Raw genomic sequence first — 25,225 nt, forward strand, 5'->3', positions numbered from 1 at the left:
GTGGGGAGGGAGGGCGGTGCGTCAGGTGCGGACTTCGAGCAGCGGCACCAACTGCTCCACGGGGGTCATCGAGCCGTGCAGGCCGACCATGGTGGACTCCCCCGGCTCGGAGCGGGTGGCAACGATCGCGATGTCGTCCCGGGCGACGGCGACGACGTCGCCGATGCGGCCGAGCACCCGGTCCTCCACGACGGGCCCGAACCAGCCCGCGGCGACCGCCTCTTCACGGGAGGCCACCCACATCTGCTCGCCGAGCACCTCGCTCCACACCGCGTGCACGTCGGCTGCGGCACCCGGCACGGCGTAGACGTGACGGGCCCGGGCCTCGCCGGCGAGGACGGCGACGCCGGCGCGCAGCTCCCAGTCCTCGTCGAAGTCGATCCGGGACTCCGGGTCGAAGGGGATGTCGATCATGCCGTGGTCGGCGGTGATGTACAGCGCGCTGCGCGGCGGGAGCTGCTCGGCGAGCCGCTGGGCGAGCCGGTCGGCCATCATCAGCTGGCCGCGCCAGGCGTCGGAGTCGACCCCGTGCCGGTGGCCCATGGAGTCCAGCTCGCTGTAGTACGTGTAGACCAGCGCCCGGTCGGTCGCGGCGAGCCGCTCGGCGGTGAGGTCCATGCGCTCCTCGCCGGTGAGCCGCCCGTGGAAGGTGCCGCCGCTGAGGGCGATCTTCGTCAGCGGGGTGTGCTGGAAGGTGGGCGAGGTGACCTGGCAGGTCTCGATGCCGGCGGCCTGGGCGAGCTGGAAGACCGTGGGGTACGGCTGCCAGACGTACGGGTCGGTCCACGGCTGCCAGCGCAGCTGGTTCATCAGCTCGCCGGTGTCCGGGTTCAGCACGGTGTACCCGGCCAGGCCGTGCGCGCCGGGCGGCAGCCCGGTGCCGACGGAGGCGAGCGAGGTCGCGGTGGTGGAGGGGAAGCCCGCGGTGATCGGCCGGCCGCTGCCGGTGGCCGAGCCGGCGATCAGGGAGGTGAGGAACGGCGCCTCGTCGGGATGCCGGCGGATCAGCTCCCAGCCCATGCCGTCGACGAGGAACACGCAGACCCGGTCGGCGGGCGCGAGGTCGAGCGCCGTCCGCGGGGCGCCGGTGATGCCGAGCCCGGCGGCGACCGCGGGCAGCAGGTCGCTCAGCGAGCCGCTGCCGTAGCGCGGGGCGGGCGCGGCGTACGGGTCGAGCGGTTCGTAGGACGGGGCGGGATGGACCATCAGGAGGCCGCGCCCGCGGTCGCCTCGGAGAGCGCCTGCGCGAAGGCGAGGGCCTGGCGGACGGTCTCGGGGCCGTCGCCCGCCTCGCTGACCCGCAGGCTCAGGTCGTCGGCGCTGGAGGAGCCGGTGTAGCCGTGGTCGGCCTCGCAGTTGGGGTCGCCGCAGGCGGCGGGCTCCAGGTCGATGCGGCTGACCGCGCCCCAGCCGATGGTCAGCACGACCTCGCGGGGCAGGGTGCCCGGGGTGTACGACTCGGGGTTGGCGACGACCCGGCTCAGCACGACCGACGAGATCCGCTCCAGCTTGACCGACTCGGTGGAGGTGGTGGCGTAGGGGCTCGGGGAGGTGTCGTCGGCGCTCTGCTCGTCGGTGTGGCTGACGATGAAGCGCGTGCTGGTCAGGACCAGGACGGTGACGTGCCGGCGGACCTCGTTCGCGTCGAAGGTGGTCTCCTGGTGGACCAGGTACGAGGCGACCGCCTCCCCACCGACGGAGGCCTCCACGGCCTCGGCCACGAGGGCGGGGTAGTAGCCGCTGCGCTCGATCGCCGCGCGCAGCCCCTGGGTCGTCGTACCGGTCTTCGCCATGGCGACCATCCTAGTGCGGAGCACGTGTTCAGAAGGACGACAGTGCACGAGGCCCGAGGTCCGTGCGGGCCGGGGGCCGCGCGAGGCGCACGGAGGCGCCGAGCACGGTGAGGCCGGCGGGGGCCACCACGACCGGTTCGAGGTCGACGGAGACCACCTCGGGCAGGTCGTCGACCAGCCGCGACACCCGCAGCAGCAGCTCCTCCAGGGCGCCGGTGTCCACCGGCTCCGCGCCGCGCCAGCCGAACAGCAGCGGGGCCGCCTTGATGGAGCGGACCAGCTCGGCGACGTCCCGGTCTGTGGCCGGGACCAGCCGGTGCGCCATGTCGTCGAGGAGTTCGGAGGGGGCGCCGGCGATGCCGAAGGAGAGCACGGCGCCCGCGGCCGGGTCGACGGTGGCGCGTACGACCGTGTCGACGCCGCGCGGTGCCATGGCCTGCACGACCAGGTGCAGCTCCTCGGGCTTGCCCAGCCGGGCGGTCAGCTCCTCGAAGGCGCGGCCGAGGTCGTCGGGGCCGGCGATGTCCAGGCGTACGCCGCCGAGGTCGGCGCGGTGCCGAAGGTGGGGCGCGGTGGTCTTCAGGGCGACCGGGTAGCCGAGCCGCCGGGCCGCCTCCAGGGCCGCGTCGATCCCGGGGGCGGGCAGCGTGGGCCGGACCGTGATGCCGTAGCGGGCCAGCAGGGCGGCGGCCGCGGAGTCGTCGAGGGGAACGCCGTGGGTGTCCCCGGCGGGCTCCGCCGCCTCGTCGAGCAGCCGGGTGACGTCCTGGCAGGCGCCCGCCTCGTCGACGTCCTCGAACTCCGGCACCCTGCCCGGCACCTGGGCGTCCCTGCGCCACTGGGCGTAGGCGGCGGCCCTGGCCAGTGCCTTCACGGCGCGCTCGGCGGCGCCGTACGCGGGGATGCGGACCGCGGCGAGGCGGGTGGCCATGGCCTCCAGGGCGGTGTGGACGATCACGACGGGCTTGCCGGTGCCGGCCTCGTCCGCGGCGGCGTGGAGCGCTTCGGCCAGCGCGGGGTCGTCGCTGCTCGCGGGGGTCTCGCCGAGGTCGGAGCCCACGCGCGGGATGGCGGTGACCACGACGGCGTCGTGGGCGGGGTCGGCGAGGGCGGCGGTGAGGGCGGCCCGGAAGTCCTCGGGGCCGGCGGCCGTGGTGAGGTCGAGCGGGAGGCCCGGTTCCAGCCCGGCGGTGAGGCAGGCGTCGTAGGTGAGCAGGCCGAGCGACTCCGAGTTGCCGAGGACCGCGACACGGGGCCCCGCGGGCAGCGGCCGGCAGGACAGCAGCAGTCCGGTGTCGAGGAGCTCGGTGACGGTGTCGGTGCGGATGACGCCGGCCTGCTGCAGCAGGGCGGAGACGGTGCTGTCGGGGATACGGGCGGGGGGCACCGCGTGTCCGGGCGGGGCGGCCGCCGAGTGCCTGGCGCCCTTGACGACGACGACCGGCTTGACGGCGGCGGTGCGCCGGGCGAGGCGGTAGAACTTGCGCGGGTTGCCGAGGGTTTCGAGGTAGAGCAGGGCGACGTCGGTGGCCGGGTCGTCGTACCAGAACTGCAGGATGTCGTTGCCCGAGACGTCCGCCCGGTTGCCGGCGGAGACGAAGGACGACAGTCCGGCGCCGCGCCGGCGCAGCCCCGACAGCAGGGCGATGCCGATGGCGCCGGACTGGGTGAACAGGCCGAGCCGTCCGCCGTCCGGGGTCTGGGGCGACAGGGAGGCGTTGAGCCGGACGTCCTCGGCGGAGTTGAGGATGCCGAAAGCGTTGGGGCCGATGACGCGCATCCCGTACGAGTGGGCCTGCCGCACCAGGGCGCGCTGCCTGCGGCGGCCGTCGGCGCCGGACTCGGCGTAGCCGGAGGAGATCACCAGCAGGCCCAGGACGCCGTGCCGGCCGCATGCGTCGACGGCCTCGGCGACGTCGTCGGCGGGCACGGCGATCACGGCGAGGTCGACGGTGTCGGGGATCTCGGCGACGGAGCGGTGGGCGGGGACGCCCTCGGGGTCCAGGGTGCGCAGCTCCTCGGGGAAGGAGCGGTTCACGGCGTGGACGCGGCCGGTGTAGCCGCCCGCGACGATGTTCCGGAGCACTCCGCGGCCGACGCCGCCCGGCCGGCGGCCGGTGCCGATGACGGCCACGGAGGCCGGGGCGAGCAGCCGCTGGACGGAACGGGCCTCGGCGCGCTGCTCGCGGGCGCGCATGACGGCGAGGGACTGCTCGGTGGGCTCCAGGTCGCATTCGAGCCTGACGACGCCGTCGGTGAAGCTGCGCTGCTGGGTGTAGCCCGCGTCGGTGAAGACCTTGATCATCTTGCGGTTGGAGGGCAGCACCTCGGCGATGAAGCGGCGGATGCCGCGCTCGCGGGCCACCGCCGCGATGTGCTCCATCAGGGCGGAGGCCACCCCGCGGCCCTGGTGCGCGTCCTGGACCAGGAAGGCGACCTCGGCCTCGCCGTCGTCGGTGCGGTCGTAGCGGACGGTCGCGATGAACTCGCCGCCGACCAGGGCCGCCAGGCCGACGCGGTCGCGGTAGTCGTGGTGGGTGAAGCGGTGCACGTCCCGGTCGGAGAGCCGGGGGTAGGGCGCGAAGAAGCGGTAGTACTTGGACTCGTCGGAGACCTTCTCGTAGAAGCTGACCAGCCGTCCCGCGTCGTCCGGCGCGATGGGCCGGACGTGTGCGATCCCGCCGTCGCGCAGGACCACGTCCGCCTCCCAGTGGACCGGGTAGTCGCGCTCTGCGGCGGACGGCGTCGTCATGGCCCAAGCGTACGGGCACCTGCCGGTCGCGGGACCGGTGCGACGATGTGGGGACGGACCGGTGTCCGAGGCATGGCAGACTGGTCTAGACCTCCCAGGAACGACCCGAAGGGCAACACCATGGCTGAGCGCCGCGTCACCATCGGCTGGGCCGAGGGCCTGCACGCACGTCCCGCTTCGATCTTCGTCCGCGCCGCCACCGCCGTGGGCGCCCCCGTCACCATCGCCAAGGCGGACGGGGCCCCGGTCAACGCCGCCTCGATGCTCGCCGTGCTGAGCCTGGGCGTGGCCGGCGGCGAGGAGGTCGTGCTGGCCTCCGACGCGGAGGGGGTGGACGCCGCTCTGGACAGCCTGGCCAAGCTCGTCTCCGAAGGGCTGGACGAGCTCCCCGAGACCGTCTGACAGCGCGCGAAGCCGCGGTGCGGCAAAAGGGGCGGGCCTGCGCGTGAAATCCGGCCGGATTTCGCGGACCCGCCCCTTCGCCATTGCGAAGTCATTTTCGGGCAGCGCGCAGCACAATAGGGCGCAGAAATACCCCGCGCACAATTCCCCAAGTTGTATACGGCACTTCTGTTAAACCCGGCCGCGCGAAGTGTGTACGGCGTGTTTCCGATTCCTCACCGCGCCGCGGCGCCGCGCCCCGTGCTCTCCGGACGGCGCAGCCGGTGCACCGCCGTCGCCCGCTCCACATGGGCCGCCATCAGCCGCCGGGCCCGCTCCGCGTCACCGCGCGCCACCGCGTCCACGACCGCCCCGTGCTCCTCCCAGGACTCCACGGCCCGCCCAGGGGTGTCCACCGCGTACACCCAGGCGATCTTGTGCCGCAGCTGGGTCAGCAGCGCCACCAGGGTCGGGCTGCCCGACGCCTGGGCCAGCGTCTCGTGGAACCAGCCGTCCAGCGCGGGCAGGTCGGACAACTGGCGCCGGAGGGAACGTTCCTGGCCCAGCCGGACGAGCCCGCGCAGCACCTTCACATGGGCCTCGGTGCGCCGCTGCGCCGCCCGCGCGGCGCCCAGCGGCTCCAGCAGGGCGCGGATGTCCAGCAGGTCGGCGGCCTCCTGCTCGGTCGGCTCGGCCACGGACGCCCCGGCGTGCCGGCGGGTCCGCACGAAGCCCTCGGACTCCAGGGTGCGCAGCGCCTCGCGCACCGGGACCCGGGACACCCCGTAGCGCTTGGCCAGCTGCTCCTCGGTCAGCCGGCTCCCCGGCGCGAAGAACCCGCTGATGATGTCGTCACGGATCGCGGTGCACACCGCCCGGGCCGAAATCGGGCGGCCCGCGCCGCCGGCCCCCTTCACGTACGACCCCACATAGCAGGTTCCTTTCGGTGCGCGCCGACGGCCGTCCTTTAATCCCCGCGTAACGGAGGAGCCGGCGTTTCTGCCGCGACTCTATTCCAGCACGCCGCCGATTCCGACGGCCGCCCTGAATTCATGGAGCATTTTTGGACACCCGCGGCCGGGAAGCGCCGGCATGCCGAAGGCCCCGGCGGGGGGAACCGGGGCCTTCGTGTGGGGGGAGGGGAATGGCTCAGATGCGGACGCCCTTGGAACGCAGGTACGCCAGCGGGTCCACGTCGGCGCCGTAGGACGGTGCCGTACGGGCCTCGAAGTGCAGGTGCGGCCCCGTCACGTTGCCGGTGGCGCCCGACAGGCCGATCTGCTGCCCCGCGGAGACGGTCCGGCCCACGGACACGCCCAGCGAGGACAGGTGGGCGTACTGGGTGTACATGCCGTCCGCGTGGCGGATCACGACGTTGTTGCCGTAGGAGCCGCCCCAGCCCGCCTCGACGACGGTGCCCGCGCCGGCGGCGTGCACCGGGGTGCCGACGGAGGCCTGGAAGTCCACGCCGGTGTGGTAGCCGGAGGACCACAGGCTGCTCGTCGCGTGGTAGGGGGTGCCGATGGAGCCGGCGACCGGCAGCATCCAGCCGCCGAGCGTGCCGCGGCCCTTCGCGGCGCCCCGGGAGGCGTGCGCGGTGCCGCTCTCCCGGGCCGCCTTGGCCTTGGCTGCCTTGGCCGCGGCCTCCTTGGCGGCGCGCTCACGGGCGACGCGCTTGGCGCGCGCGACATCGGCGTCGTGGCGCTTGCGCGCGACGACGGCGGCCCGGTGCTGGGCCGAGGCCTGGTCGGCGAGGTGCGCGGCGAGGTCCCCGGCGACCGCGGCGCAGCGGGCGAAGGCGGAACCCTCGGCCCTGGCGTCGGCAGCCGCGGCGGGCACGACGAACGCGCCGGTGGTCACGGTGGTCAGCGCGGCGGCGCCGGCCAGGGTGGAACGTATGGAGAACGACGCCATGGGCAGGCGGGGATCCTTTCCTTCCTTCTCGCCTACCGGGTTAGCTGACGGGTTCGGAGCAGGAAGGTCTCCTACGGGCGGCGGCAGGCCGCCCGATTCACCCCAGGGACATCTCAGGTGGGTCCCCGGCTCCCCAGGCTCACGCCCGACGGGGACTCGGCGATCGTTGCTCCGGTGCCGCGGGAGGCGGCTGCTTCCGCCGGACAACCCGAGGACGTTAACCAGGCGTTGCTCCCGGCTCCAAAAAAATCCGGCAATATGTGCGGGATGCCACACCGGCCGCCAACCGGTCGCAACCGTCCGCAATCCCGCGATGCCGCAGCTCCCCGGCGGTGCGCGCCCCTCCGGGAAGCCCCGCACGTCCATGGCGCGGTCCGCGGTGACCGGCGTCACCGTCCGGCCCGGCCGAACGGGACCCGGCGGCGGCACCGCGTACGTAGGGTCACGGGGTGACCACGACACCAGGGGCGGCCACCGACGCCGCCCGCGCCGCCGAGGACTTCCTGCGCGCCTTCCACGACCGGATGCCCGGGCGTCAGTCGGAGGGGACCGAGGCCGCCCCCACCCGCGACGGGCGGACGAGTTACGAGGTGCTCGCCGAGCGTGTCGCGGGCGCCCGGCGGGTCCTGGACCTCGGCTGCGCGGACGGCGCCCTGCTGGAACTGCTCGCCCGGCGCGGGGCCGGGGTTCCGGCCGGCGTCGACCTGTCGGAGGGCGAGCTGGCCCTCGCCCGCCGGCGGCCCGCGCTGGCCGGCGCCGACCTGCGGCAGGGGCGTGCGCAGGAGCTGCCCTTCGCCGACGGCTCCTTCGACGCCGTGGTCTCCCACATGGCGCTCATGCTGATGTCGGACGCCGACCGGGTCGTGGCCGAGGCCGCCCGGGTGCTCGCGCCGGGCGGCACGTTCGCCGTCGCCGTCGGCGGCGGGCCCGTCCCCGGCGAGGCCGTGGAGCTCTTCCTGACGCTGGCCGTGCCGTACTTCAAGGCGGCGAAGCGGCGCCTTCCTCGGCTGGGCGACCGCAGGACACGGAGCCGGGAGGGGCTCGACGGGCTCCTCGCACCGCTGGGCTTCGCGCCGCTGTCCTGGGAGACGGTCGTCATCGCCATGGACGGGACGCCCCACGAGGTCTGGTCCGCCCTCACCGGGACGTTCTACGACATGGAGGTCCTGGACGAGGAGCCGACCGAGGAGCTGCGCGCCGTGTTCCTGGACCGGGCCGCCGGCCTGAGCGGAGCCGGCAGACGGGTTCCGTGCGGCATGCGGATCAACGTGGCGGCGGCCCGGCTGGGCCGCTGAACGGGCACCCCCGCGCACCGCGGCCCCGGGCGCCGCAGGGGCACCCGGGGCCGCGGTGTGGAGCTACCGGTCAGCCGCCCGTGACGACCTCGACCGGGCCGATGCCCAGCTCGCGGATCGGGTCCGCGATGGCGGAGGCGTCGCCGACGAGGACGACCACGAGCCGGTCCAGGGGGAAGGCGTTGACGGCCGCGGCCGTCGCCTCCACCGTGCCGGTGACGGCCAGCCGCTCGTAGAGCCGGGCCTGGAAGTCGTCCGGCAGGGACTGCTCGACCTGGTCGGCGAAGGTCCCGGCCACCGCCGAGGCGGTCTCGTAGCGCAGCGGTGCGACGCCCACCAGGTTCTGCACGGCGGCGTCGCGCTCCTCGTCGGTGAGCCCCTCCGCCGCCAGGGTGCGCAGCACCTGCCAGGTGTCGGCCAGCGCGGGCGCGGTGACGTCGGTCGCCACGGACCCGCTGATGCCGAGCAGGGAGACGCCGGTGCCCTCGGGCGTGGACAGCAGCACCTGGCCGAAGGCCCGCACGCCGTAGGTGTAACCCTTCTCCTCGCGCAGGACGCGGTCCAGGCGCGAGGTCAGCGTGCCGCCGAGGCAGTACGTGCCGAGCACCTGGGCCGCCCAGACGGGATCGTGGCGGTCCGCGCCGGCGCGGCCGATGAGCACCTGGGTCTGGACGGACCCGGGCCGGTCGACGATCACGACGCGCGCGGTGTCGTCGGCGGTGATCGCGGGCAGCGGGCGGCGCTCGGCGGGCTTGCCGCTCCACTCCCCCAGCGTGCTCTCGAGCAGCCCCTCCAGGTCGATCCCGGTGAAGTCGCCGACCACGACGGCCGTCGAGGTGGACGGACGTACGTGCGTGTCGTAGAAGGCACGGACGGCGGAGGCGTCGATGCGCGCGACCGTCTCCTCGGTGCCCTGGCGCGGCCGGGAGCAGCGCAGGTCGGCGGCGAAGAGCTCCTTGGACAGCGCCATGGCGGCGCGCCGCGCGGGGTTGGCGAGCTCGTGCGGGATCTCGTCGAGGCGGTTGCGCACCAGCCGCTCGACCTCGCCGTCCGGGAACGCCGGGGCGCGCAGCGCGTCGGCGAGCAGGCCGAGGGCCTTGTCGAGACGGGAGGCGGGGACCTCCAGGGAGACCCGGACGCCGGGGTGGTCGGCGTGCGCGTCGAGGGTGGCCCCGCAGCGCTCCAGCTCGGCGGCGAACTCCTCGGCGGTGTGCTTGTCGGTGCCCTCGGACAGGGCCCGGGCCATGATCGTGGCGACGCCGTCCAGGCCCTCGGGCTCGGCGTCGAGCGGCGCCGTGAGCAGCACCTCGACGGCGACGACCTTCTGGCCGGGGCGCCGGCTGCGCAGCACCGTCAGCCCGCTGGGCAGCGTGGACCGCTCGGGGGCCGGGAAGTCCCAGGGCTTGGGCTGGCCCGGCCGTGGCTGCGGGTGGAACGTCATGGTGGTGTGGACGTCGGTCACTGGTCCGCGCCCTCCTCGTCCTCGTCGGAGTCCTCGCCGGAAGCGGCCGCCGAACCCGTGGGCTCGTAGACCAGCACGGCGCGGTTGTCGGGCCGCAGGGTGGCCGCGGCGACGGCGCGCACCTCGTCCGCGGTGATGTCCAGGATGCGCTTGACGGCGGTCAGCGCGAGCTGCGGGTCGCCGAACAGCACGGCGTACCGGCACAGTTCGTCGGCGCGGCCGCCGACCGTGGCGAGCCGGTCCAGCCACTCGCGCTCGAGCTGGGCCTGCGCCCGCTCCATCTCCTCCGGGGTCGGGCCCTCCTCGGCGAAGCGGGCCAGTTCCTCGTCGACGGCGGCCTCGATGGTGGGCACCTCGACGCCGCTGGACGTCTTCACGTCGAGCCAGCCGAGCGACGGCGCCCCGGCCAGCCTCAGCAGGCCGAACCCGGCCGCGACGGCGCTGCGGTCCCGGCGCACCAGGCGGTTGTGCAGCCGGGAGGACTCACCGCCGCCGAGGACGGTCAGCGCCAGGTCCGCGGCGTCGGACTCGCGTGTGCCGTCGTGCGGCAGCCGGTAGGCGGCCATCAGGGCGCGCGAGGGGACGTCCTCCTCGACGACCTCGCGGAGCTCCCCGCCGATCACCCCGGGGAGTGAACCGTCACGGGGCGCCGGCTTGCCGTCGTGGGACGGGATGGTGCCGAAGTACTTCTCGATCCAGGCCAGCGTCTGCTCCGGGTCGATGTCCCCGACGACCGCGAGGACGGCGTTGTTCGGGGCGTAGTAGGTCCGGAAGAAGGCGCGCGCGTCCTCCAGGGAGGCGGCGTCCAGGTCCGCCATCGAGCCGATGGGGGTGTGGTGGTACGGGTGGCCGTCCGGGTACGCCATCGCCGTCAGCCGCTCGAAGGCGGTGCCGTAGGGGACGTTGTCGTACCGCTGGCGGCGCTCGTTCTTGACCACGTCGCGCTGGTTGTCCAGGCTCTGCAGGTCCAGTGCGGACAGCAGGCTGCCCATGCGGTCGGCCTCGAGCCAGAGCGCGAGCTCCAACTGGTGGGCCGGCATGGTCTCGAAGTAGTTGGTGCGCTCGAAGCTGGTGGTGCCGTTGAGGGAGCCGCCGGCGGACTGGACCAGTTCGAAGTGGCCGTTGCCCTTGACGTTCGCCGAACCCTGGAACATCAAGTGCTCGAAGAGGTGGGCGAGTCCGGTACGGCCCTTCACCTCGTGGCGGGAACCGACGTCGTACCAGAGGCAGACCGCGGCGACCGGGGTGAGGTGGTCCTCGGAGAGCACGACGCGCAGGCCGTTGGCCAGGCGGTGCTCGGTCGCGGTGAGGCCGCCGGATTCTGCCTCCGGCGTGGCCGTGTGACCCATGGGCAAGCTGTCCTTCCGGTCGCGTACTCGTTGTTTTGTGCTGAGACCTGCCACTCTAGGCAGCGGACAAACGGCCCGCGAAGTTCCCGTCACCGCCACGTATGAGGCGGGGGGGTGGTCCGGGCTGTCGGTGGGGCGGTCCACAATGGTCCGCGACAGTCCCGTGTCCTTATCCGATGAGGTCCAGCCGAAGGAGCAGCGCCCTGATGGCCCGCCGCACCACGAAGACCCCGCCGCCGGACGATTTCGAGGAGCGCATCCTCGACATCGACGTCGTCGACGAGATGCAGGGGTCCTTCCTCGAGTACGCCTACTCGGTCATCTACTCGCGCGCCCTCCCGGACGCCCGCGACGGGCTCAAGCCGGTGCACCGGCGGATCGTGTACCAGATGAACGAGATGGGGCTGCGCCCCGAGCGCGGCTTCGTGAAGTGCGCCCGCGTCGTCGGCGAGGTGATGGGCAAGCTCCACCCGCACGGCGACTCCTCGATCTACGACGCGCTGGTGCGCATGGCCCAGCCGTTCTCGATGCGCGTGCCGCTGGTCGACGGCCACGGCAACTTCGGCTCGCTCGGCAACGACGACCCGCCGGCCGCGATGCGGTACACGGAGTGCCGCACGACCCCCGCCGCGATGCTGATGGTCGAGTCGATCGACGAGGACACCGTCGACTTCACGCCGAACTACGACGGCCAGGAGCAGGAGCCGGTGGCCCTGCCCGCCGCCTACCCGAACCTGCTGGTCAACGGCGCCTCGGGCATCGCGGTCGGCATGGCGACCAACATGCCGCCGCACAACCTGGGCGAGGTCATCGCGGCCGCCCGCCACCTGATCCGCTACCCGAACGCGGACCTCGAGACGCTGATGCGTTACGTCCCCGGCCCGGACCTGCCGACCGGCGGCCGGATCGTGGGCCTGGACGGCGTCCGGGACGCGTACGAGACCGGCCGCGGCACGTTCAAGATCCGCGCCACGGTGGCCGTGGAGGACGTGACGGCCCGCCGCAAGGGCCTGGTGGTGACCGAGCTGCCGTTCGCGGTCGGCCCGGAGAAGGTCATCTCCAAGATCAAGGACCTGGTCGGCTCGAAGAAGCTGCAGGGCGTCGCGGACGTCAAGGACCTCACCGACCGCGAGCACGGACTGCGGCTGGTCATCGAGGTGAAGAACGGCTTCCACCCCGAGGCCGTCCTGGAGCAGCTGTACAAGCTGACCCCCATGGAGGAGTCCTTCGGCATCAACAACGTGGCGCTGGTCGACGGCCAGCCGCTCACGCTGGGCCTGAAGGAACTGCTGGAGGTCTACCTCGACCACCGCTTCGAGGTCGTCCGGCGGCGCAGCGAGTTCCGCCGCGGCAAGCGCCGGGACCGCCTCCACCTGGTGGAGGGCCTGCTGGTCGCCCTGGTCGACATCGACGAGGTCATCTCGATCATCCGCTCCAGCGACAACGCCGCCCAGGCCAAGGAGCGCCTCATCGAGCGCTTCGCGCTGTCGGAGATCCAGACCCAGTACATCCTCGACACCCCGTTGCGCCGGCTGACCCGCTTCGACCGGATTGAACTGGAGTCCGAGCGGGACAGGCTGACCGCCGAGATCGAGGAGCTCACCCGGATCCTGGAGTCCGACACCGAGCTGCGCAAGCTGGTCGGCGCCGAGCTGGCGGCGGTCGCCAAGAAGTACGCCACCGAGCGCCGCACCCTGCTGATGGAGCCGGGCGCGGCCCCCGTCGCGGCCGTGCCGCTGGAGGTCGCCGACGACCCGTGCCGCGTGCTGCTCTCCTCCACCGGGCTGCTGGCCCGTACGGCGAACGGCGAGGCCCTGGCCCCGGGCGACGGCAAGCGCGTCAAGCACGACGTGATCGTCTCGGCGATCCCGACGACGGCGCGGGCCGACATCGGGATGGTCACCTCCACCGGGCGCCTGCTGCGGATCGCCGTGATCGACCTGCCGATCCTGCCGGAGACCTCCGGTGCCCCGAACCTGGCGGGCGGGGCGCCGCTCGCGGAGTTCCTGTCGCTGGAAGCGGACGAGCAGGTGCTCTGCCTCACCACGCTCGACGAGTCCTCGCCGGGTCTGGCGCTCGGCACCGAGCAGGGCGTGGTCAAGCGCGTCGTGCCGGACTACCCGGCGAACAAGGACGACCTGGAGGTCATCGCGCTCAAGGACGGCGACCGCATCGTCGGCGCGGTCGAACTGCGCACCGGTGAGGAGGACCTGGTCTTCATCACCGACGACGCGCAGTTGCTGCGCTACCCGGCGGGCCAGGTCCGTCCGCAGGGCCGCCCGGCGGGCGGCATGGCCGGCATCAAGCTGACGGACGGCGCGAAGGTGATCTCCTTCACCGCCGTCGACCCCTCGGCCGACGCCGTGGTCTTCACCCTCGCCGGGACCCGGGAGACGCTCGCAGGCGCCGAGGAGGGCACGGCCAAGCTCACGCCGTTCGACCAGTTCCCGCGCAAGGGAAGGGCGACCGGCGGCGTGCGCTGCCAGCGCTTCCTGAAGGGCGAGGACATGCTGCTCCTCGCCTGGGCCGGTTGCACCCCGGCCCGTGCCGCCACCTCCACGGGTGCGCCGGCCGACCTCCCGCCCAAGGACCCGCGCCGGGACGGCTCGGGCGTGGCCCTCACCAAGCGGGTCTCGGTGGTCGCCGGGCCGGTGTGACCGGCACGTCCACAGCGATGAGGGGCGCGGCACCCGGTACGGGTGCCGCGCCCCTCGGCGTACGCGGTGTCAGGACGCGTACGCCTGCGCCCCGCCGGGTCCTGCCGGGTCGTCCAGGCGCAGCCACACGCAGGTGTCCCGGGGCAGCCGGCCGTCCTCGGCGAGCGGTCCGCTGGCCAGCAGGACTTGCCGGTGCGCAGGGAGCGCGGCGAGGTCCGCGGACAGGTTGAGCACGCAGGCGAAGGCGCCCGCGCGGCGGAAGGCGAGCACGTCGCCGGGACCGTCGAGCCAGTCCATCGGGCCCTCGCCGAGGCCGGGTTCCGCGCGGCGGAGCTCCAGGGCCGTCCGGTACAGGCTCAGCAGGGAACCGGGGTCGCTCTCCTGCGCCTCGGCGGTGTAGCGCGCCCAGTCCGCCGGCTGCGGCAGCCAGGGGTGCTCGCCCCCGAAACCGTACGGCGGCGCGTCCCCCGACCAGGGCAGCGGGACCCGGCAGCCGTCACGGCCCGGGTCGGTGCCGCCGGAGCGGAAGTACATCGGGTCCTGCAGCAGTTCGGCCGGGATGTCCTCGACCTCGGGCAGCCCGAGTTCCTCGCCCTGGTAGAGGTAGACCGAGCCGGGCAGGGCCAGGGTCAGCAGGGCGGCGGCGCGGGCGCGACGGGTCCCGAGCTCCAGGTCCGTGGGGATGCCGTGGGCCTTGGTCTTGAAGTCGAAGCCCGTGTCGGCGCGGCCGTACCGGGTGACCGTACGCGTCACGTCGTGGTTGGCCAGCACCCAGGTCGCGGGGGCACCGACCGGCGCGTGCGCGGCGAGCGTCGCGTCGACGGAGGCGCGCAGCCGGCCGGCGTCCCACGGGCAGGCGAGGAAGTCGAAGTTGAAGGCGGTGTGCAGCTCGTCGGGACGCAGGTAGCGCGCGAAGCGCTCGGTGTCCGGCAGCCACACCTCGCCGATCAGCACGCCGTCGTAGGGGTCGGCGACGCTGCGCCAGGAACGGTAGATGTCGTGCAGTTCGTCGCGGTCGATGTAGGGGTGCGGGTCGGTGCCCTCCACGAAGTCGGGCAGGTCAGGGTCCTTGGCGACCATGGCCGCCGAGTCGATGCGCACCCCGGCCACGCCGCGCTCGAACCAGAAGCGCAGGACGTCCTCGTGCTCCCGTCGCACCGCGGGGTGGGCCCAGTTGAGGTCGGGCTGCTCCGGGGCGAACAGGTGCAGGTACCAGTCGCCGTCCGGGAGCCGGGTCCAGGCGGAGCCGCCGAACTGCGAACGCCAGCCGTTGGGCGGCAGCTCGCCGTCCTCGCCGCGGCCGGTGCGGAAGTGGAACAGCTTGCGCTCGGCGCTGCCGGGCCCGGCCTCCAGGGCCGCCTGGAACCAGACGTGCTGGTCGGAGATGTGGTTGGGGACGATGTCGATGATGGTGCGGATGCCCAGGGCGCGTGCTTCGGCGATCAGTTTCTCGGCGTCGGCCAGGGTCCCGAAGGCCGGGTCGATGGCCCGGTAGTCGGCGACGTCGTAGCCGCCGTCGGCCATCGGCGAGGGGTACCAGGGGTTGAACCAGAGCGCGTCCACACCCAGCGCGGCCAGGTACGGCAGTCTGGACCGCACCCCGGCGAGGTCGCCGGTGCCGTCCCCGTCTCCGTCGGCGAAGCTGCGTGCGTACACCTGGTAGATGGCGGCGCCGCGCCACCACGCGTCGGTGGCCTCGGCCGGGTGGGTGTCTGCCACGTGACTGGTCCTTTCGGGCAGCTGGGACCGCGCCGCCAGCCCCGTGGCGGGCGGCGTGGTGCTGGACGGGTGCGGCCGGAGGCCGTCGGGGCCGGGTCTCAGCCCTTGAGGCCGCCGGCGGTGAGGCCGCTCATGATGTTGCGCTGGAAGATCAGGAAGATCAGCAGGGTGGGCACCGAGGCCATCGCGATGGCCGCGACCAGCCAGTTCTCCGGCACCCCGCTGGCGAGCGAGTAGATGCCGACGTTGAGCGTCTGCTTCGTCGGGTCGGGCAGGGTGAGCATCGGCCAGAGGAAGTCCTTCCAGACCCCGACGATCGCGAAGATGGAGACCACTCCGAGGATCGGGCGGGAGATCGGCAGGACGACCGACCACAGGGTGCGCAGCGGGGAGGCTCCGTCGATGGAGGAGGCGTCCAGCAGTTCCTGCGGCACCGAGTCGAAGAACCGCTTCAGCAGGAAGATGTTGAAGGCGTTGGTGACCGACGGCAGCCAGATCACCCAGGGCGAGTTGAGCAGGTTGCGCTGGAAGACCGGCACGTCCAGCACCGTCAGGTACTGCGGTACGACCAGGACGGTGGCCGGGATCATCAGCGTGGCGAGCATCATCCCGAGGATCACGTTGCCCAGCACCGGACGGAGCTTGGACAGCGAGTAGGCGGCCGCCACGTCGAACACGAGCTGGAAGGCGAGTGCCCCGAACGCGTACCAGAGGGTGTTCAGCAGCAGGTGGGACAGGTCCATCACGTCCCAGGCGCTCTTGTAGTTCTCGGGGTGCAGGGCGTGCGGGAAGGCGGTGGGCGGGATCTGTGCGAACTCCTCCGTGGACTTCAGGCCGTTGGAGGCCATCCAGTACAGCGGGCCGAGGAAGACCAGCGTGAAGGCGACCAGTACCAGGGCGAGGACGGTCCGGTAGACGATCTTGCCGCGGCGGCTCGCCAGCTGCGTCGGCGATATCAGCGTTCGGGTGCTGCTGCTCATCGGTGGTTCCCCGCCCTACTCGTCCGTGGCGCGGCTGAGCCGCACGTACCCGGCGGAGAAGACCGCCAGCAGTACGAGCAGGACCAGGCCGAGCGCCGCGGCGCTGCCGTAGTTGTTGAAGCTGAAGGCGTACTGGTAGATCAGGTAGACGACGGTGGTGGTGGAGCCCTCCGGCCCGGAACCGCCGGTCAGCAGGAAGGGCTCGGTGAACACCTGCATCGTGGCGATGATCTGCATGAGCAGCATCAGCGACAGGATCAGCCGGGTCTGCGGGATCGTCACGTGCCAGATCTTGCGCAGGAGCCCGGCGCCGTCGAGTTCGGCGGCCTCGTAGAGCTCGCCGGGGATGCCCTGGAGCGCGGCCAGGTAGATCAGGGTCGCGCCGCCCATGTTCATCCACGTGGAGGCGATGACCACCGACAGCATCGAGGTGCTGGTGGACTGCAGCCACTGCTGCTGGGGCAGGTGCAGCACCTCGAAGATGCGGTTGAACAGGCCGTACTCGGGGTTGTAGAAGTTCTTGAAGAGCAGCACCGAGGCCACCGGAGGCAGCATCACCGGCAGGTACACCAGCAGTCTCAGATAGCCCCGCGCGTGCCGCAGTTCGTTGAGCAGCAGGGCGATGACGAACGGCACCGCGAAGCCGAGCAGCAGCGCCAGGGCGGTGAAGAGCAGGGTGTTGCGCCAGGCCTGCCAGAACGCGGGGTCGTGGAAGACGTAGTTCAGGTTCGACCAGCCGGCCCAGGTGGTGGCCCCGTCCTCGGTCTTCTGGAAGGCCAGCAGGACCTCCCTGACCATCGGGTACCAGGAGAAGAACCCGAAGCAGAGCACGGCGCCGATCAGGAAGCCGTGCGCGGTGAGGTTGCGGCGCAGGGCGCGGCCGGCCCGCCCCGGACGGCGGCCGTCCGGGGCGGGGCGGCGCACCGTACGGCGCGACCGGCTCTTCGCGGGAGTGCTGGTGGGCAGGGTGGGGGCGCTGGGGGCCGACATCGTCGCTCCTGGGTGCCGGGTGCCGAGGGGGCCTGGGCTACTGGTTGGCGAGGACCTGGTTGACCTGGGTCTCCGCGGTGGACAGCAGCTTGGCGGGGTCCGCGTTCTTGTTGGTGAGGACACCGGACATCACGTTGTCCAGGACCTTGTAGATCTCCTGGGCCTTCGCCGGCTCGGCCTTGCCGGGGATCGGGTTGTCCATGAAGGCGCGGAAGTTCTCCACCGGCATCGTGGCGCTCTCGGTCTTCAGCTGGTCGTCCTTGGTCTTGCTGGCGCCGATGAAGAAGGCCGGCTGGGGCAGACCGACGGGCAGGCCGTCCGCCTTGGAACGCGCGTACTCGAACTGGCCCTTGCCGACGCTGAGCGTCTTGAAGTTCAGCCAGGCGATGGCGGCCTTGATCTTGTCGGGCGAGCTGCCCTTCTTGATCATGTAGTCGTTGCCGCCGAAGAGGGTGGCCTTGCCGCCGGGGATCGGGCCCATGCCGAAGTTGGCGTAGTCGGCGCCGAGCTGCTGGACCATGTACGTGATGTCGTCCGGCGCGGCCAGGAACATGCCGAGCTTGTCGGTGGCCATCTGCTTCTGCAGGTCGCCCCACTTGAGCAGCTGCGTCTGGCCCATGCTGTTGTCGGTCCAGCGCATGTCGTGCAGGTTCTGCACGACCTGCTTGCCGAGGTCGGTGTTGAACCCCGCCTTGGTGCCGTCCGCGGAGACGACGTCGCCGCCCAGGCCGTACATCGTGGCCGTGAAGTGCCAGCCCCCGGTGTTCTGGGCGCTGTAGTCGCCGTAGCCGGCGATGCCCTTGCCGAGGCCGGCGATCGCCTTGGCCGCGGTGCGCACGTCCTCCCAGGTGGTCGGCGGCTTGTTGGGGTCGAGGCCGGCCTGCGTGAAGAGCTTGCGGTTGATCAGCAGACCCATGGTGTAGTTGCTGGTGGGCAGGCCGTAGAGCTTGCCGTCCTTCTTCAGGACGTTCAGCACGTTGGGGTCGATGTCGTTCAGGGCCGGGACGGTCTTGTCGGTGACGTACGCGGAGATGTCCGCGGCGCCGTCGTTGTCGAGCACCTGCTGCAGGTCGGTGAAGTACGTGTAGAACACGTCCGGCTGGGACTTGGCCTTCAGCGCGGCCGTGAAGCGGGCCGGCTCCTCGCACTGGCCGGGCGTCGACTTACCGTCGATCGTCACGTTCGGGTACTTCTTGTTGAAGGCGGCGACGTCCTCCTTCCACTCCTTGAGCTCCGCCTTCTTCGCGGCCGGCGGCATGCAGTCGATGGTCAGCGTGACCTTGGCCTTCGGGTCCAGCGGGGCGGTGGGGTCGGACGAACCGCCGGCCGCGTCGTTGTCGTTGTCCGCACTGCTGCTGGTGCCGCAGGCGGTGAGGACGGCCAGGGCCATCACGGAGACGAGCGTGGCCGCGGAGGCACGGCGAGCGGGGCGGAACCAGGAGCTTCTCATCGGTGGTCCCCTTCGGGCATGAGCGTGGAAGCCCCCGACCACACGCAGCGGGGGCGTCGCACACTCAAGCACCACAAACAGGTGTCCGCAAGATCTCGCGCAGATTTCGCAAAAGATTGACGGCCTTGCGCAGCTCGGCAACGAAGGAAGCGAACACCGGGAACGGAGCGGGAACCCCGAGGCCGCAAACGCGGACCGGGCGGTTCCGACGTCGTCGGAACCGCCCGGTCCGCGGGGCGCGCGGCCGCTCAGCCGCGAACAGGCCCCGTCGTCCCGCGGACGACCAGCTCGGGCTCGTACAGCAGCTCGTCGGAAGCCACCTGCTTGCCCGCGATCTTCAGCGCGAGCAGCTCGACGGCGGTGCGGCCCATCGCCTCGATAGGCTGCCGCACCGTGGTCAGCGGCGGGTCGGTGCAGGTCATGAACGCCGAGTCGTCGTAACCGACCACGGAGACGTCGCCGGGCACGGACAGCCCCAGCCGGCGCGCCGCCCGCACCGCGCCGAGCGCCATCGGGTCGTTGGCGCAGATGATCCCGGTGACCCCGCGCTCCCAGAGCTTGGCGGCCGCGGCCTGGCCGCCCTCCAGCGTGAACATCGCCCGCCCGACGTGCTCGTCGGGCAGCGACCCGCCGCCCGCGGCGGCCGCGGCCCGCGCCGCGGTCAGCTTGCGCCGCGACGGCATGTGGTCGGTGGGCCCGAGCAGCAGGCCGATCCGCTCGTGGCCCAGCGAGGACAGGTGCCGCCAGGCCTGCTCCACGGCGACCGCGTCGTCGCACGACACCCGTGGGAAACCGAGGTCCTCTATCGCGGCGTTGATCAGCACCACCGGCAGGTTCCGCTCGGCCAGCAGGCGGTAGTGGTCGTGCGGCGCGTCCGCCTGCGCGTACAGACCGCCGGCGAAGACCACGCCGGAGACGTGCTGCTGCAGCAGGAGCGAGACGTAGTCCGCCTCCGACACCCCGCCCGCGGTCTGCGTGCACAGCACCGGCGTCAGACCCTGCTGGGCGAGGGCCGCCCCCACGATGTCGGCGAAGGCCGGGAAGATCGGGTTCTGCAGCTCCGGCAGCACCAGCCCGACCAGCCGGGCCCGGTTCCCCCGCAACTGCGTCGGCCGCTCGTACCCCAGCACGTCCAGCGCCGTGAGCACCGCCTGCCGGGTGCCCTCCGACACCCCCGGCTTCCCGTTCAGCACACGGCTGACGGTGGCCTCACTGACCCCGACCTTCTTCGCTACTTCGGCAAGCCGTCGCGTCATGAGCGCAAGCATACGACATGGCATGCAAGTGGTTTGCGCTCATGCGCAAGACCGTTGGGACGCCCGGCACCCGGGGGTGCCGCCGTGGCAGGAGGGACCGAAGCGTCGCCTCACCCTCAACCTGGGCCAATACAGCGCCCACCTGTCCTGAATAGCGCGCTTCACGACCGTTCCCTGCGGGTAACACTCATTCGACGGCGGGTGCCGGACCCGTACGTCCCTGCGTGCTTCTCACCTCTCCGAGGCAGTCGATCAGAGCCGCTCGTACCTGCCCGGAGCTTCGCTTCTTCGGGCTGCCGCCGCCATGACGGGCGGGCGTGCGCCGATCGGGGGGTCACATGGCGCGTTCCAGAGAGGTGGGCGGAATCGCCGCCCTGCTGGTCATCGGGGTCACCGCCGTCCTGGTGCTCACGGCCGCCGTCGCCGTGGCCCTGGGCAAGCTCATGGTGGCCCTCGCCTCCCCCTCAAGCCCCGGCCAGGACTCCGCCGCGTCCACCTTCATGGCCGCCAACGCCGCCTTCTCGGGGCTGGCGCTGGCGGCGGTGCTCGTAACGTTCGGCGTGCAGCAGCGGAAGGCCCGGCACCAGCGGCGGGAGTTGTCCCTGCAGCGCCGCGAACTCTCGCGTACGCACGCCCAGTTGTACCGCAGCGCCGAAGCGGACTTACGCACCCTGCACGTGGAGTTGTTGAAGCTAGCCATCGACAACCCGGAACTCATGATCGTCTGGGCGGGATTCGACGAGGTGTCCGCCGAGCAGGGCCGCGAGATGCTGTACGCGAACCTGGTCTTCTCCCACTACTTCCTGGCGTACAGGCTGGGTACGTTTCCGCTGTCCGAGATACGGGGACAGTTGCGGGTACTCGTCCAGAGCCGCAAATTCCGGGAGTACTGGGCCTTCACCGCGGCACATCGCGCTGTCCTGGACCCGACCGGCGAAGAACGTCTCTTCGGCGCGATCATCGACGGGGCGATCCAGGAGTTCGAGAGCCGCGGGAGCATCTGACGCAGTCGCACGCCGCTCCAGGCGTCACTCCAACGGCACGAATAATGCTCCGTCGCACGCCACTCACTGGCAATCTCTCGTACCATGGATATCCTGCGACGCATCGGTGCGTCCCCACGCGAACGCGGAAGCATGAACGGCACCACGTGTCCGGACATCTTCGAACTGGCGAACGGTGACTTCGCCGTCATCGGCACCGATGCGACGGCCGCACTTGACGGAAAATTGCCGGCCGATGCCGGACGCGCGGACTACGAACGCATCGTCGTGATCTCACGTGAGACCCTCGTACGCGCGAAGAGCGAGATCCCGGACGCCTGACCTGCAAATATACCCCTCGTCGGCCTCCCCGCAGCTCGATAGCGGGGAGGCCCCGTCATGTCACGGCAAGGCACCCGCAGCGCGAACCGCTCGGAACGGGAGGGGCGGGAGAGCCGGGGGTGGTGCGGAAGGTTAGGCTTACCTTCATGAGCACCTGCACCTCCGCGTCCAGCTCGCTGGCGGAGCCCGTCGCCGCGACGGCGGCCACCGCGCGGACCTGGCTGCTGCTGGAGCAGCCGGGGCCGTGGGGTCCCAAGGCGCTGACCGGGAGCCATCTGGATCCGCGGGTGGGCAGGGCGCTGGAGCGGGCCGCGGCCGGGACCGGGGTACGGGTCGGGCTGATCCGGCGGCCCGGGCGGCACGCGGACCGGCATGACGTGCGGCGGCGCACGGCGTACGTGGCGCACACCGTGCCGGGTGGCTCCTGGGTGCGGGACGCGGTCGTGGAGGACCCGGCCGCGCTGCTGGGCCTGGACTTCGGGGCGCTGGGCCGCGGCGACCACCGCGGCTTCGGGATGCCGTACGAGGGCGACCCGCTCGCCCTCGTCTGCACCAACGGCAAACGCGACCGCTGCTGCGCCCTCAACGGCCGGCCGCTCGCCGCGGAGCTGGCCGCCTCGGGGCTCGGTGAGGTGTGGGAGGTGACCCACCTGGGCGGGCACCGGTTCTCGCCGACGATGCTGGTGCTGCCGTACGGCTACGCCTACGGCCGGGTCGACGCCGCGCTGGCCCGGCAGGTGCTGGCGGCCGCCCGCGAGGGCGACATAGTGCTGGAGGGCTGCCGCGGACGTTCCGCGTGGGAGCGTCCGGGCCAGGCCGCCGAGCTGGCCGTGCGGCGGCTGACCGGCGAGCTGGACGCCGAGGCGCTGACCGTGGACGGTGAGCACGGCACCCGCGTGCGGCACCGCGACGGGCGGGCCTGGGACGTCGCGGTGACGCCGGTCGCGGCGGAGCCGCCCCGGCCCGAGAGCTGCGGGGCGGCCCTGGGTGCGCCGCTGCGGATGGAGATCAGCGGCATTCAGCCGGCGCTCTTGACGAACTCCGTGGTGTAGGTCTTGCCCAGGTCCACCTCGGCGTTCTGCAGGTTGGGGTTGAAGGCCTTGAGGACCCGCTCCACCGTCTCGGGTCCGCCCTCGGGCATCACGCCGTCCTTGGTGAACATCGGCAGCGTGCTCTCGATCGCCTTGACGTAGAGCTCCTGCCCGCCGCCCTGCGCGTAGTCGGCGGGCATCTTCGCGGCGATCTCCGCGGCGCTGTGCGTGGACATCCAGCGGAGCGTCTTCACGAAGGCGTTGGCGAGCTTCTGCACCGTCTCCTTGTGGCTGTCCACCCATTCCGTCTGCATGTAGAGGCTGGAGGACGGGTAGAGCCCGCCGAGCGCCTGCCGCGAGCCCTCCGGCGTGCGCATGTCGATGAGCACCTTGCCGAGCCCCTTGTCCAGGATCGTGGCCACGGTCGGGTCCGTGGTCATGCCGCCCTGGATCGAGCCCTGCTCCATCGCGGAGATGAAGGTCTGCCCGGCACCGACCGCGACCGGGGTGAACTCGCTGGTCTTCACGCCGTTGCTGACGGCCAGGTACTTGGTGAGGAAGTCCGTGGACGAGCCGATGCCGGTCACGCCCAGCTTCCTGCCCTTGAAGTCCTCAGGGCCCGTGAGGTCGCCGGCCGCCGCGTTGGAGACGATCTCCACCTCGCCGGGCGCCTGCGAGAACTGCACCACGGACTCCACCTGCTTGCCCTTCACCTGCAGGTCGAGCGTGTGGTCGTAGAAGCCGACGGTGCCCTGCACGTCGCCGGAGACGAGCGCGGTCTCGGCCTGGACGCCGGCCGGCTCGGTGAGCAGTTCGACGTCCAGGCCCTCGGCCTTGAAGTAGCCGAGCCGCTCGGTGAGCATCGCGGGCAGGTAGATGACCTTGTCCAGGCCACCGACCATGATCTTGACCTTGTCGCCCTTGCCGCCGGAGGCGGAGGCGGAGTCGCCGCCGCACGCGGTGAGCGTGGTGAGGGCGACGGCGGAGGCGGCGACGGCGGCCGCGGCCCTGAGGGTTGCGCGCATCTGGTTCACGTCCTTGTGAAGGGGGGTGGGCGGGAGGCGGTTGCGGGGTCAGCGGGCGGAGCCGGACTCGCCCGGCTTCCAGCGGAAGAGCCGCTTCTCCAGGAAGGTCAGCAGGCCCTCGGCGAGCAGCGCGACGACCGCAAGGATCGCCATCGCGGCGTAGACGCCCGCCGAGTTGAAGGTGCCCTGCGAGGCGGCGACCAGCAGGCCCAGGCCCTTGGTGGCGCCGATGTACTCGCCGACGATGGCGCCGATGAGGGCGAAGCCGAAGCTCACGTGGAGGCTGGTGAAGATCCACGAGGTGGCCGAGGGGATGACGACCTGGAAGGTGACCTGACGGTCGCGGGCGCCCAGGATGCGGGAGTTGGCCACCAGGTTGCGGTCGACCTCGCGGGCGCCCTGGAAGGCGTTGAAGAAGACCGGGAAGAAGACCAGGACGACGGCGGAGGCCACCTTGGATGCCGGGCCGAGTCCGAACCAGATCAGGAAGATCGGCGCGAGCACGATCCGCGGCAGCGCGTTGAGCACCTTGATGTACGGGCCGAGCACGTCGGCGAGGAAACGGATCCGCCCGAGGGCGATGCCGAGCACCACGCCCGCGACGACGCCGATGACCCAGCCCAGCAGGGCCTCGTAGAGCGTGTACCAGATCTGCTCCCACAGGGTTCCCTGCGCGGTGCCGTCCACGGCCCAGGTGCGGATCTGCTCCCAGATCCTGGAGGGCATCGAGAAGTGGAAGGGGTCGACGGCCCCGGCCCTGGCCAGCCACTCCCACAGCCCGAGGACGGCGACCAGGAGCAGCACGCGGCTGCCGTGGACGAGGTAACTGCGGTTGCGGGCGGCACGGGCGCGCGAGCGCGCGCGGTCGGTGCCCGCGGGGTCCGAGGTGGCGGCGGCCGAGGGGGCCGCCACGGTCTCAGGCGACATCGGCCGCACCCCTCTCGCGGGTGATGCGGACCTCTTCGCCGAGCGAGGCCCAGATCTCCCGGTAGATCTCGATGAACCGCGGCTCCAGCCGCACGGACTCGACCTGGCGCGGGCGCGGCAGGTCGATCTCGAAGACCTCCTTGACCGTGGCCGGCCCGGCGGTCATGACGACGACCTTGTCGGCGAGCGCGATGGACTCCTCCAGGTCGTGGGTGACGAAGACGACCGAGGCGCCCGTGCCGGACCACAGCTCCAGCAGCTCGTCGGACATCAGCGCGCGGGTCTGCACGTCGAGCGCGGAGAAGGGCTCGTCCATGAGCAGGATCTCGGGGTCGTTGACGAACGTGGCGGCGAGCGCGACGCGCTTGCGCTGGCCGCCCGACAGCTGGTGCGGGTAGCGGTCCTCGAAGGCGGACAGGCCGACGCGGGCGAGCCACTCACGGGCCCGCTCCCTGGCCTCGGCCTTGGGCACGCCGCGGAAGCGGGGGCCGGCCATGACATTGGACAGCACGGTCCGCCAGGGGAAGACGGCGTCCTGCTGGAAGACGTAGCCGACCTTGTCGCCGATGCCGCGCACCGGCTCGCCGGCGACCAGCACCTCGCCCTCGGTGGGTTCCTCCAGCCCGCTGACCAGGGTCAGGGTCGTGGACTTGCCGCAGCCGGTCGGGCCCACGACGGCCACGAACTCCCCGCGGCCGATGGTCAGGTCCAGGTCGCGGACGGCGGTGTGGAGGGCCCCGGACGGGGTCCGGAACGCTTTGCTCGCTCCCCGCAGTTCGATGGCGGGGCCGGTCTGTGTGCTCATGCGCCGGGACGGTAGGCGTGGCCCGGGTCACGGCGGCACCCTTGCGGTCACAACTGCGCCTTGTGCCCACAACCCCCTGTTCTGCTCGTTTTGCTCGCGCTACGACAACGAAAG

General features: G+C 72.1%; 21 protein-coding genes and 1 riboswitch. Of the genes, 6 read left to right on the plus strand and 15 right to left on the minus strand.

Going from position 1 to position 25,225, the window contains the following annotated elements; genetic code table 11:
* Positions 1–21: 21 nt before the first annotated feature.
* Genes PV350_RS04465 through PV350_RS04475 form a run of 3 tightly spaced genes read right to left on the minus strand, consistent with a single transcriptional unit; the run spans position 22 to position 4,545 of the window.
* Positions 22–1,206 carry an alkaline phosphatase family protein gene (locus PV350_RS04465; protein ID WP_500332904.1) on the minus strand — a complete coding sequence of 395 codons (1,185 nt, stop codon included), beginning with the start codon at positions 1,204–1,206 and terminating at the stop codon, positions 22–24.
* Positions 1,206–1,793, minus strand: a complete 588-nt coding sequence (locus PV350_RS04470) for a DUF5998 family protein (protein WP_499514492.1) — start codon at positions 1,791–1,793, stop codon at positions 1,206–1,208. Before PV350_RS04470 ends, PV350_RS04465 begins: the two co-directional genes overlap by 1 nt.
* A gap of 28 nt (positions 1,794–1,821) precedes the next feature.
* Positions 1,822–4,545 (minus strand): bifunctional acetate--CoA ligase family protein/GNAT family N-acetyltransferase, encoded by a 2,724-nt coding sequence (locus tag PV350_RS04475; protein ID WP_499514491.1) that lies wholly within the window; start codon positions 4,543–4,545, stop codon positions 1,822–1,824.
* A gap of 120 nt (positions 4,546–4,665) precedes the next feature.
* Between PV350_RS04475 and PV350_RS04480 the strand changes: the two genes are divergently transcribed.
* The gene (locus PV350_RS04480; protein WP_499514490.1) at positions 4,666–4,947 is read left to right on the plus strand and encodes an HPr family phosphocarrier protein; all 282 of its coding nucleotides are present in this window, start codon (positions 4,666–4,668) and stop codon (positions 4,945–4,947) included.
* A 215-nt stretch (positions 4,948–5,162) separates the two neighbouring features.
* On the opposite strand, the gene PV350_RS04485 is transcribed toward PV350_RS04480, so the two are convergent.
* Both PV350_RS04485 and PV350_RS04490 read right to left on the minus strand, forming a co-directional pair.
* Entirely contained in the window at positions 5,163–5,855 is a 693-nt protein-coding gene (locus PV350_RS04485; RefSeq protein ID WP_499514489.1) for a GntR family transcriptional regulator, read from the minus strand.
* 220 nt (positions 5,856–6,075) lie between these two features.
* The gene (locus PV350_RS04490) at positions 6,076–6,840 is read right to left on the minus strand and encodes a M23 family metallopeptidase (RefSeq protein ID WP_499514488.1); all 765 of its coding nucleotides are present in this window, start codon (positions 6,838–6,840) and stop codon (positions 6,076–6,078) included.
* A 15-nt stretch (positions 6,841–6,855) separates the two neighbouring features.
* Positions 6,856–7,012, minus strand: a riboswitch (cyclic di-AMP (ydaO/yuaA leader).
* Positions 7,013–7,289: 277 nt separating this feature from the next.
* Here PV350_RS04490 and PV350_RS04495 point away from each other — a divergent pair.
* Positions 7,290–8,135: a class I SAM-dependent methyltransferase gene (locus PV350_RS04495; protein WP_500332905.1), complete on the plus strand. Its 846-nt coding sequence runs from the start codon at positions 7,290–7,292 to the stop codon at positions 8,133–8,135.
* 70 nt (positions 8,136–8,205) lie between these two features.
* Here the strand turns inward: PV350_RS04495 and PV350_RS04500 are convergent, their stop codons facing one another.
* Both PV350_RS04500 and PV350_RS04505 read right to left on the minus strand, forming a co-directional pair.
* The gene (locus tag PV350_RS04500) at positions 8,206–9,576 is read right to left on the minus strand and encodes a M16 family metallopeptidase (protein WP_500332982.1); all 1,371 of its coding nucleotides are present in this window, start codon (positions 9,574–9,576) and stop codon (positions 8,206–8,208) included.
* A gap of 17 nt (positions 9,577–9,593) precedes the next feature.
* The gene (locus PV350_RS04505; protein WP_499514486.1) at positions 9,594–10,946 is read right to left on the minus strand and encodes a M16 family metallopeptidase; all 1,353 of its coding nucleotides are present in this window, start codon (positions 10,944–10,946) and stop codon (positions 9,594–9,596) included.
* A 206-nt stretch (positions 10,947–11,152) separates the two neighbouring features.
* Here PV350_RS04505 and PV350_RS04510 point away from each other — a divergent pair, with 206 nt between their 5' ends.
* Positions 11,153–13,603, plus strand: coding sequence for a DNA gyrase/topoisomerase IV subunit A (locus PV350_RS04510; protein ID WP_499516970.1), 2,451 nt, complete (start codon positions 11,153–11,155; stop codon positions 13,601–13,603).
* 69 nt (positions 13,604–13,672) lie between these two features.
* On the opposite strand, the gene PV350_RS04515 is transcribed toward PV350_RS04510, so the two are convergent.
* The 5 genes from PV350_RS04515 to PV350_RS04535 all read right to left on the minus strand — a co-directional run bounded on the left by PV350_RS04515 (position 13,673) and on the right by PV350_RS04535 (position 19,998).
* Complete coding sequence (locus tag PV350_RS04515) at positions 13,673–15,322, minus strand: glycoside hydrolase family 13 protein (protein WP_500332906.1); 1,650 nt, start codon at positions 15,320–15,322, stop codon at positions 13,673–13,675.
* A gap of 98 nt (positions 15,323–15,420) precedes the next feature.
* Positions 15,421–16,302, minus strand: coding sequence for a carbohydrate ABC transporter permease (locus tag PV350_RS04520; RefSeq protein WP_499514484.1), 882 nt, complete (start codon positions 16,300–16,302; stop codon positions 15,421–15,423).
* A 15-nt stretch (positions 16,303–16,317) separates the two neighbouring features.
* Complete coding sequence (locus PV350_RS04525; protein ID WP_499514483.1) at positions 16,318–17,292, minus strand: carbohydrate ABC transporter permease; 975 nt, start codon at positions 17,290–17,292, stop codon at positions 16,318–16,320.
* Between the two features lie 37 nt (positions 17,293–17,329).
* Positions 17,330–18,742 (minus strand): ABC transporter substrate-binding protein, encoded by a 1,413-nt coding sequence (locus tag PV350_RS04530; protein ID WP_499514482.1) that lies wholly within the window; start codon positions 18,740–18,742, stop codon positions 17,330–17,332.
* A gap of 248 nt (positions 18,743–18,990) precedes the next feature.
* Positions 18,991–19,998: a LacI family DNA-binding transcriptional regulator gene (locus tag PV350_RS04535; protein WP_354796787.1), complete on the minus strand. Its 1,008-nt coding sequence runs from the start codon at positions 19,996–19,998 to the stop codon at positions 18,991–18,993.
* A gap of 338 nt (positions 19,999–20,336) precedes the next feature.
* Here PV350_RS04535 and PV350_RS04540 point away from each other — a divergent pair, with 338 nt between their 5' ends.
* The 3 genes from PV350_RS04540 to PV350_RS04550 all read left to right on the plus strand — a co-directional run bounded on the left by PV350_RS04540 (position 20,337) and on the right by PV350_RS04550 (position 22,375).
* The gene (locus tag PV350_RS04540) at positions 20,337–21,002 is read left to right on the plus strand and encodes a DUF6082 family protein (RefSeq protein WP_499514481.1); all 666 of its coding nucleotides are present in this window, start codon (positions 20,337–20,339) and stop codon (positions 21,000–21,002) included.
* Between the two features lie 84 nt (positions 21,003–21,086).
* Positions 21,087–21,323: a hypothetical protein gene (locus PV350_RS04545; protein WP_499514480.1), complete on the plus strand. Its 237-nt coding sequence runs from the start codon at positions 21,087–21,089 to the stop codon at positions 21,321–21,323.
* 146 nt (positions 21,324–21,469) lie between these two features.
* Entirely contained in the window at positions 21,470–22,375 is a 906-nt protein-coding gene (locus tag PV350_RS04550) for a ferredoxin family protein (RefSeq protein ID WP_499514479.1), read from the plus strand.
* On the opposite strand, the gene PV350_RS04555 is transcribed toward PV350_RS04550, so the two are convergent.
* The 3 genes from PV350_RS04555 to PV350_RS04565 are packed head-to-tail and all read right to left on the minus strand — an operon-like array spanning position 22,342 to position 25,111.
* Positions 22,342–23,379 carry an ABC transporter substrate-binding protein gene (locus PV350_RS04555; RefSeq protein WP_500332908.1) on the minus strand — a complete coding sequence of 346 codons (1,038 nt, stop codon included), beginning with the start codon at positions 23,377–23,379 and terminating at the stop codon, positions 22,342–22,344. The genes PV350_RS04550 and PV350_RS04555 overlap by 34 nt on opposite strands.
* Positions 23,380–23,427: 48 nt before the next feature.
* Positions 23,428–24,306: an ABC transporter permease gene (locus tag PV350_RS04560; protein ID WP_499514477.1), complete on the minus strand. Its 879-nt coding sequence runs from the start codon at positions 24,304–24,306 to the stop codon at positions 23,428–23,430.
* Positions 24,296–25,111, minus strand: a complete 816-nt coding sequence (locus PV350_RS04565; protein ID WP_499514476.1) for an ABC transporter ATP-binding protein — start codon at positions 25,109–25,111, stop codon at positions 24,296–24,298. Before PV350_RS04565 ends, PV350_RS04560 begins: the two co-directional genes overlap by 11 nt.
* Between the last annotated feature and the right edge of the window lie 114 nt (positions 25,112–25,225).

The sequence above is a fragment of the Streptomyces sp. PA03-6a genome, assembly GCF_033792765.1.
Classification (GTDB): Bacteria; Actinomycetota; Actinomycetes; order Streptomycetales; family Streptomycetaceae; genus Actinacidiphila.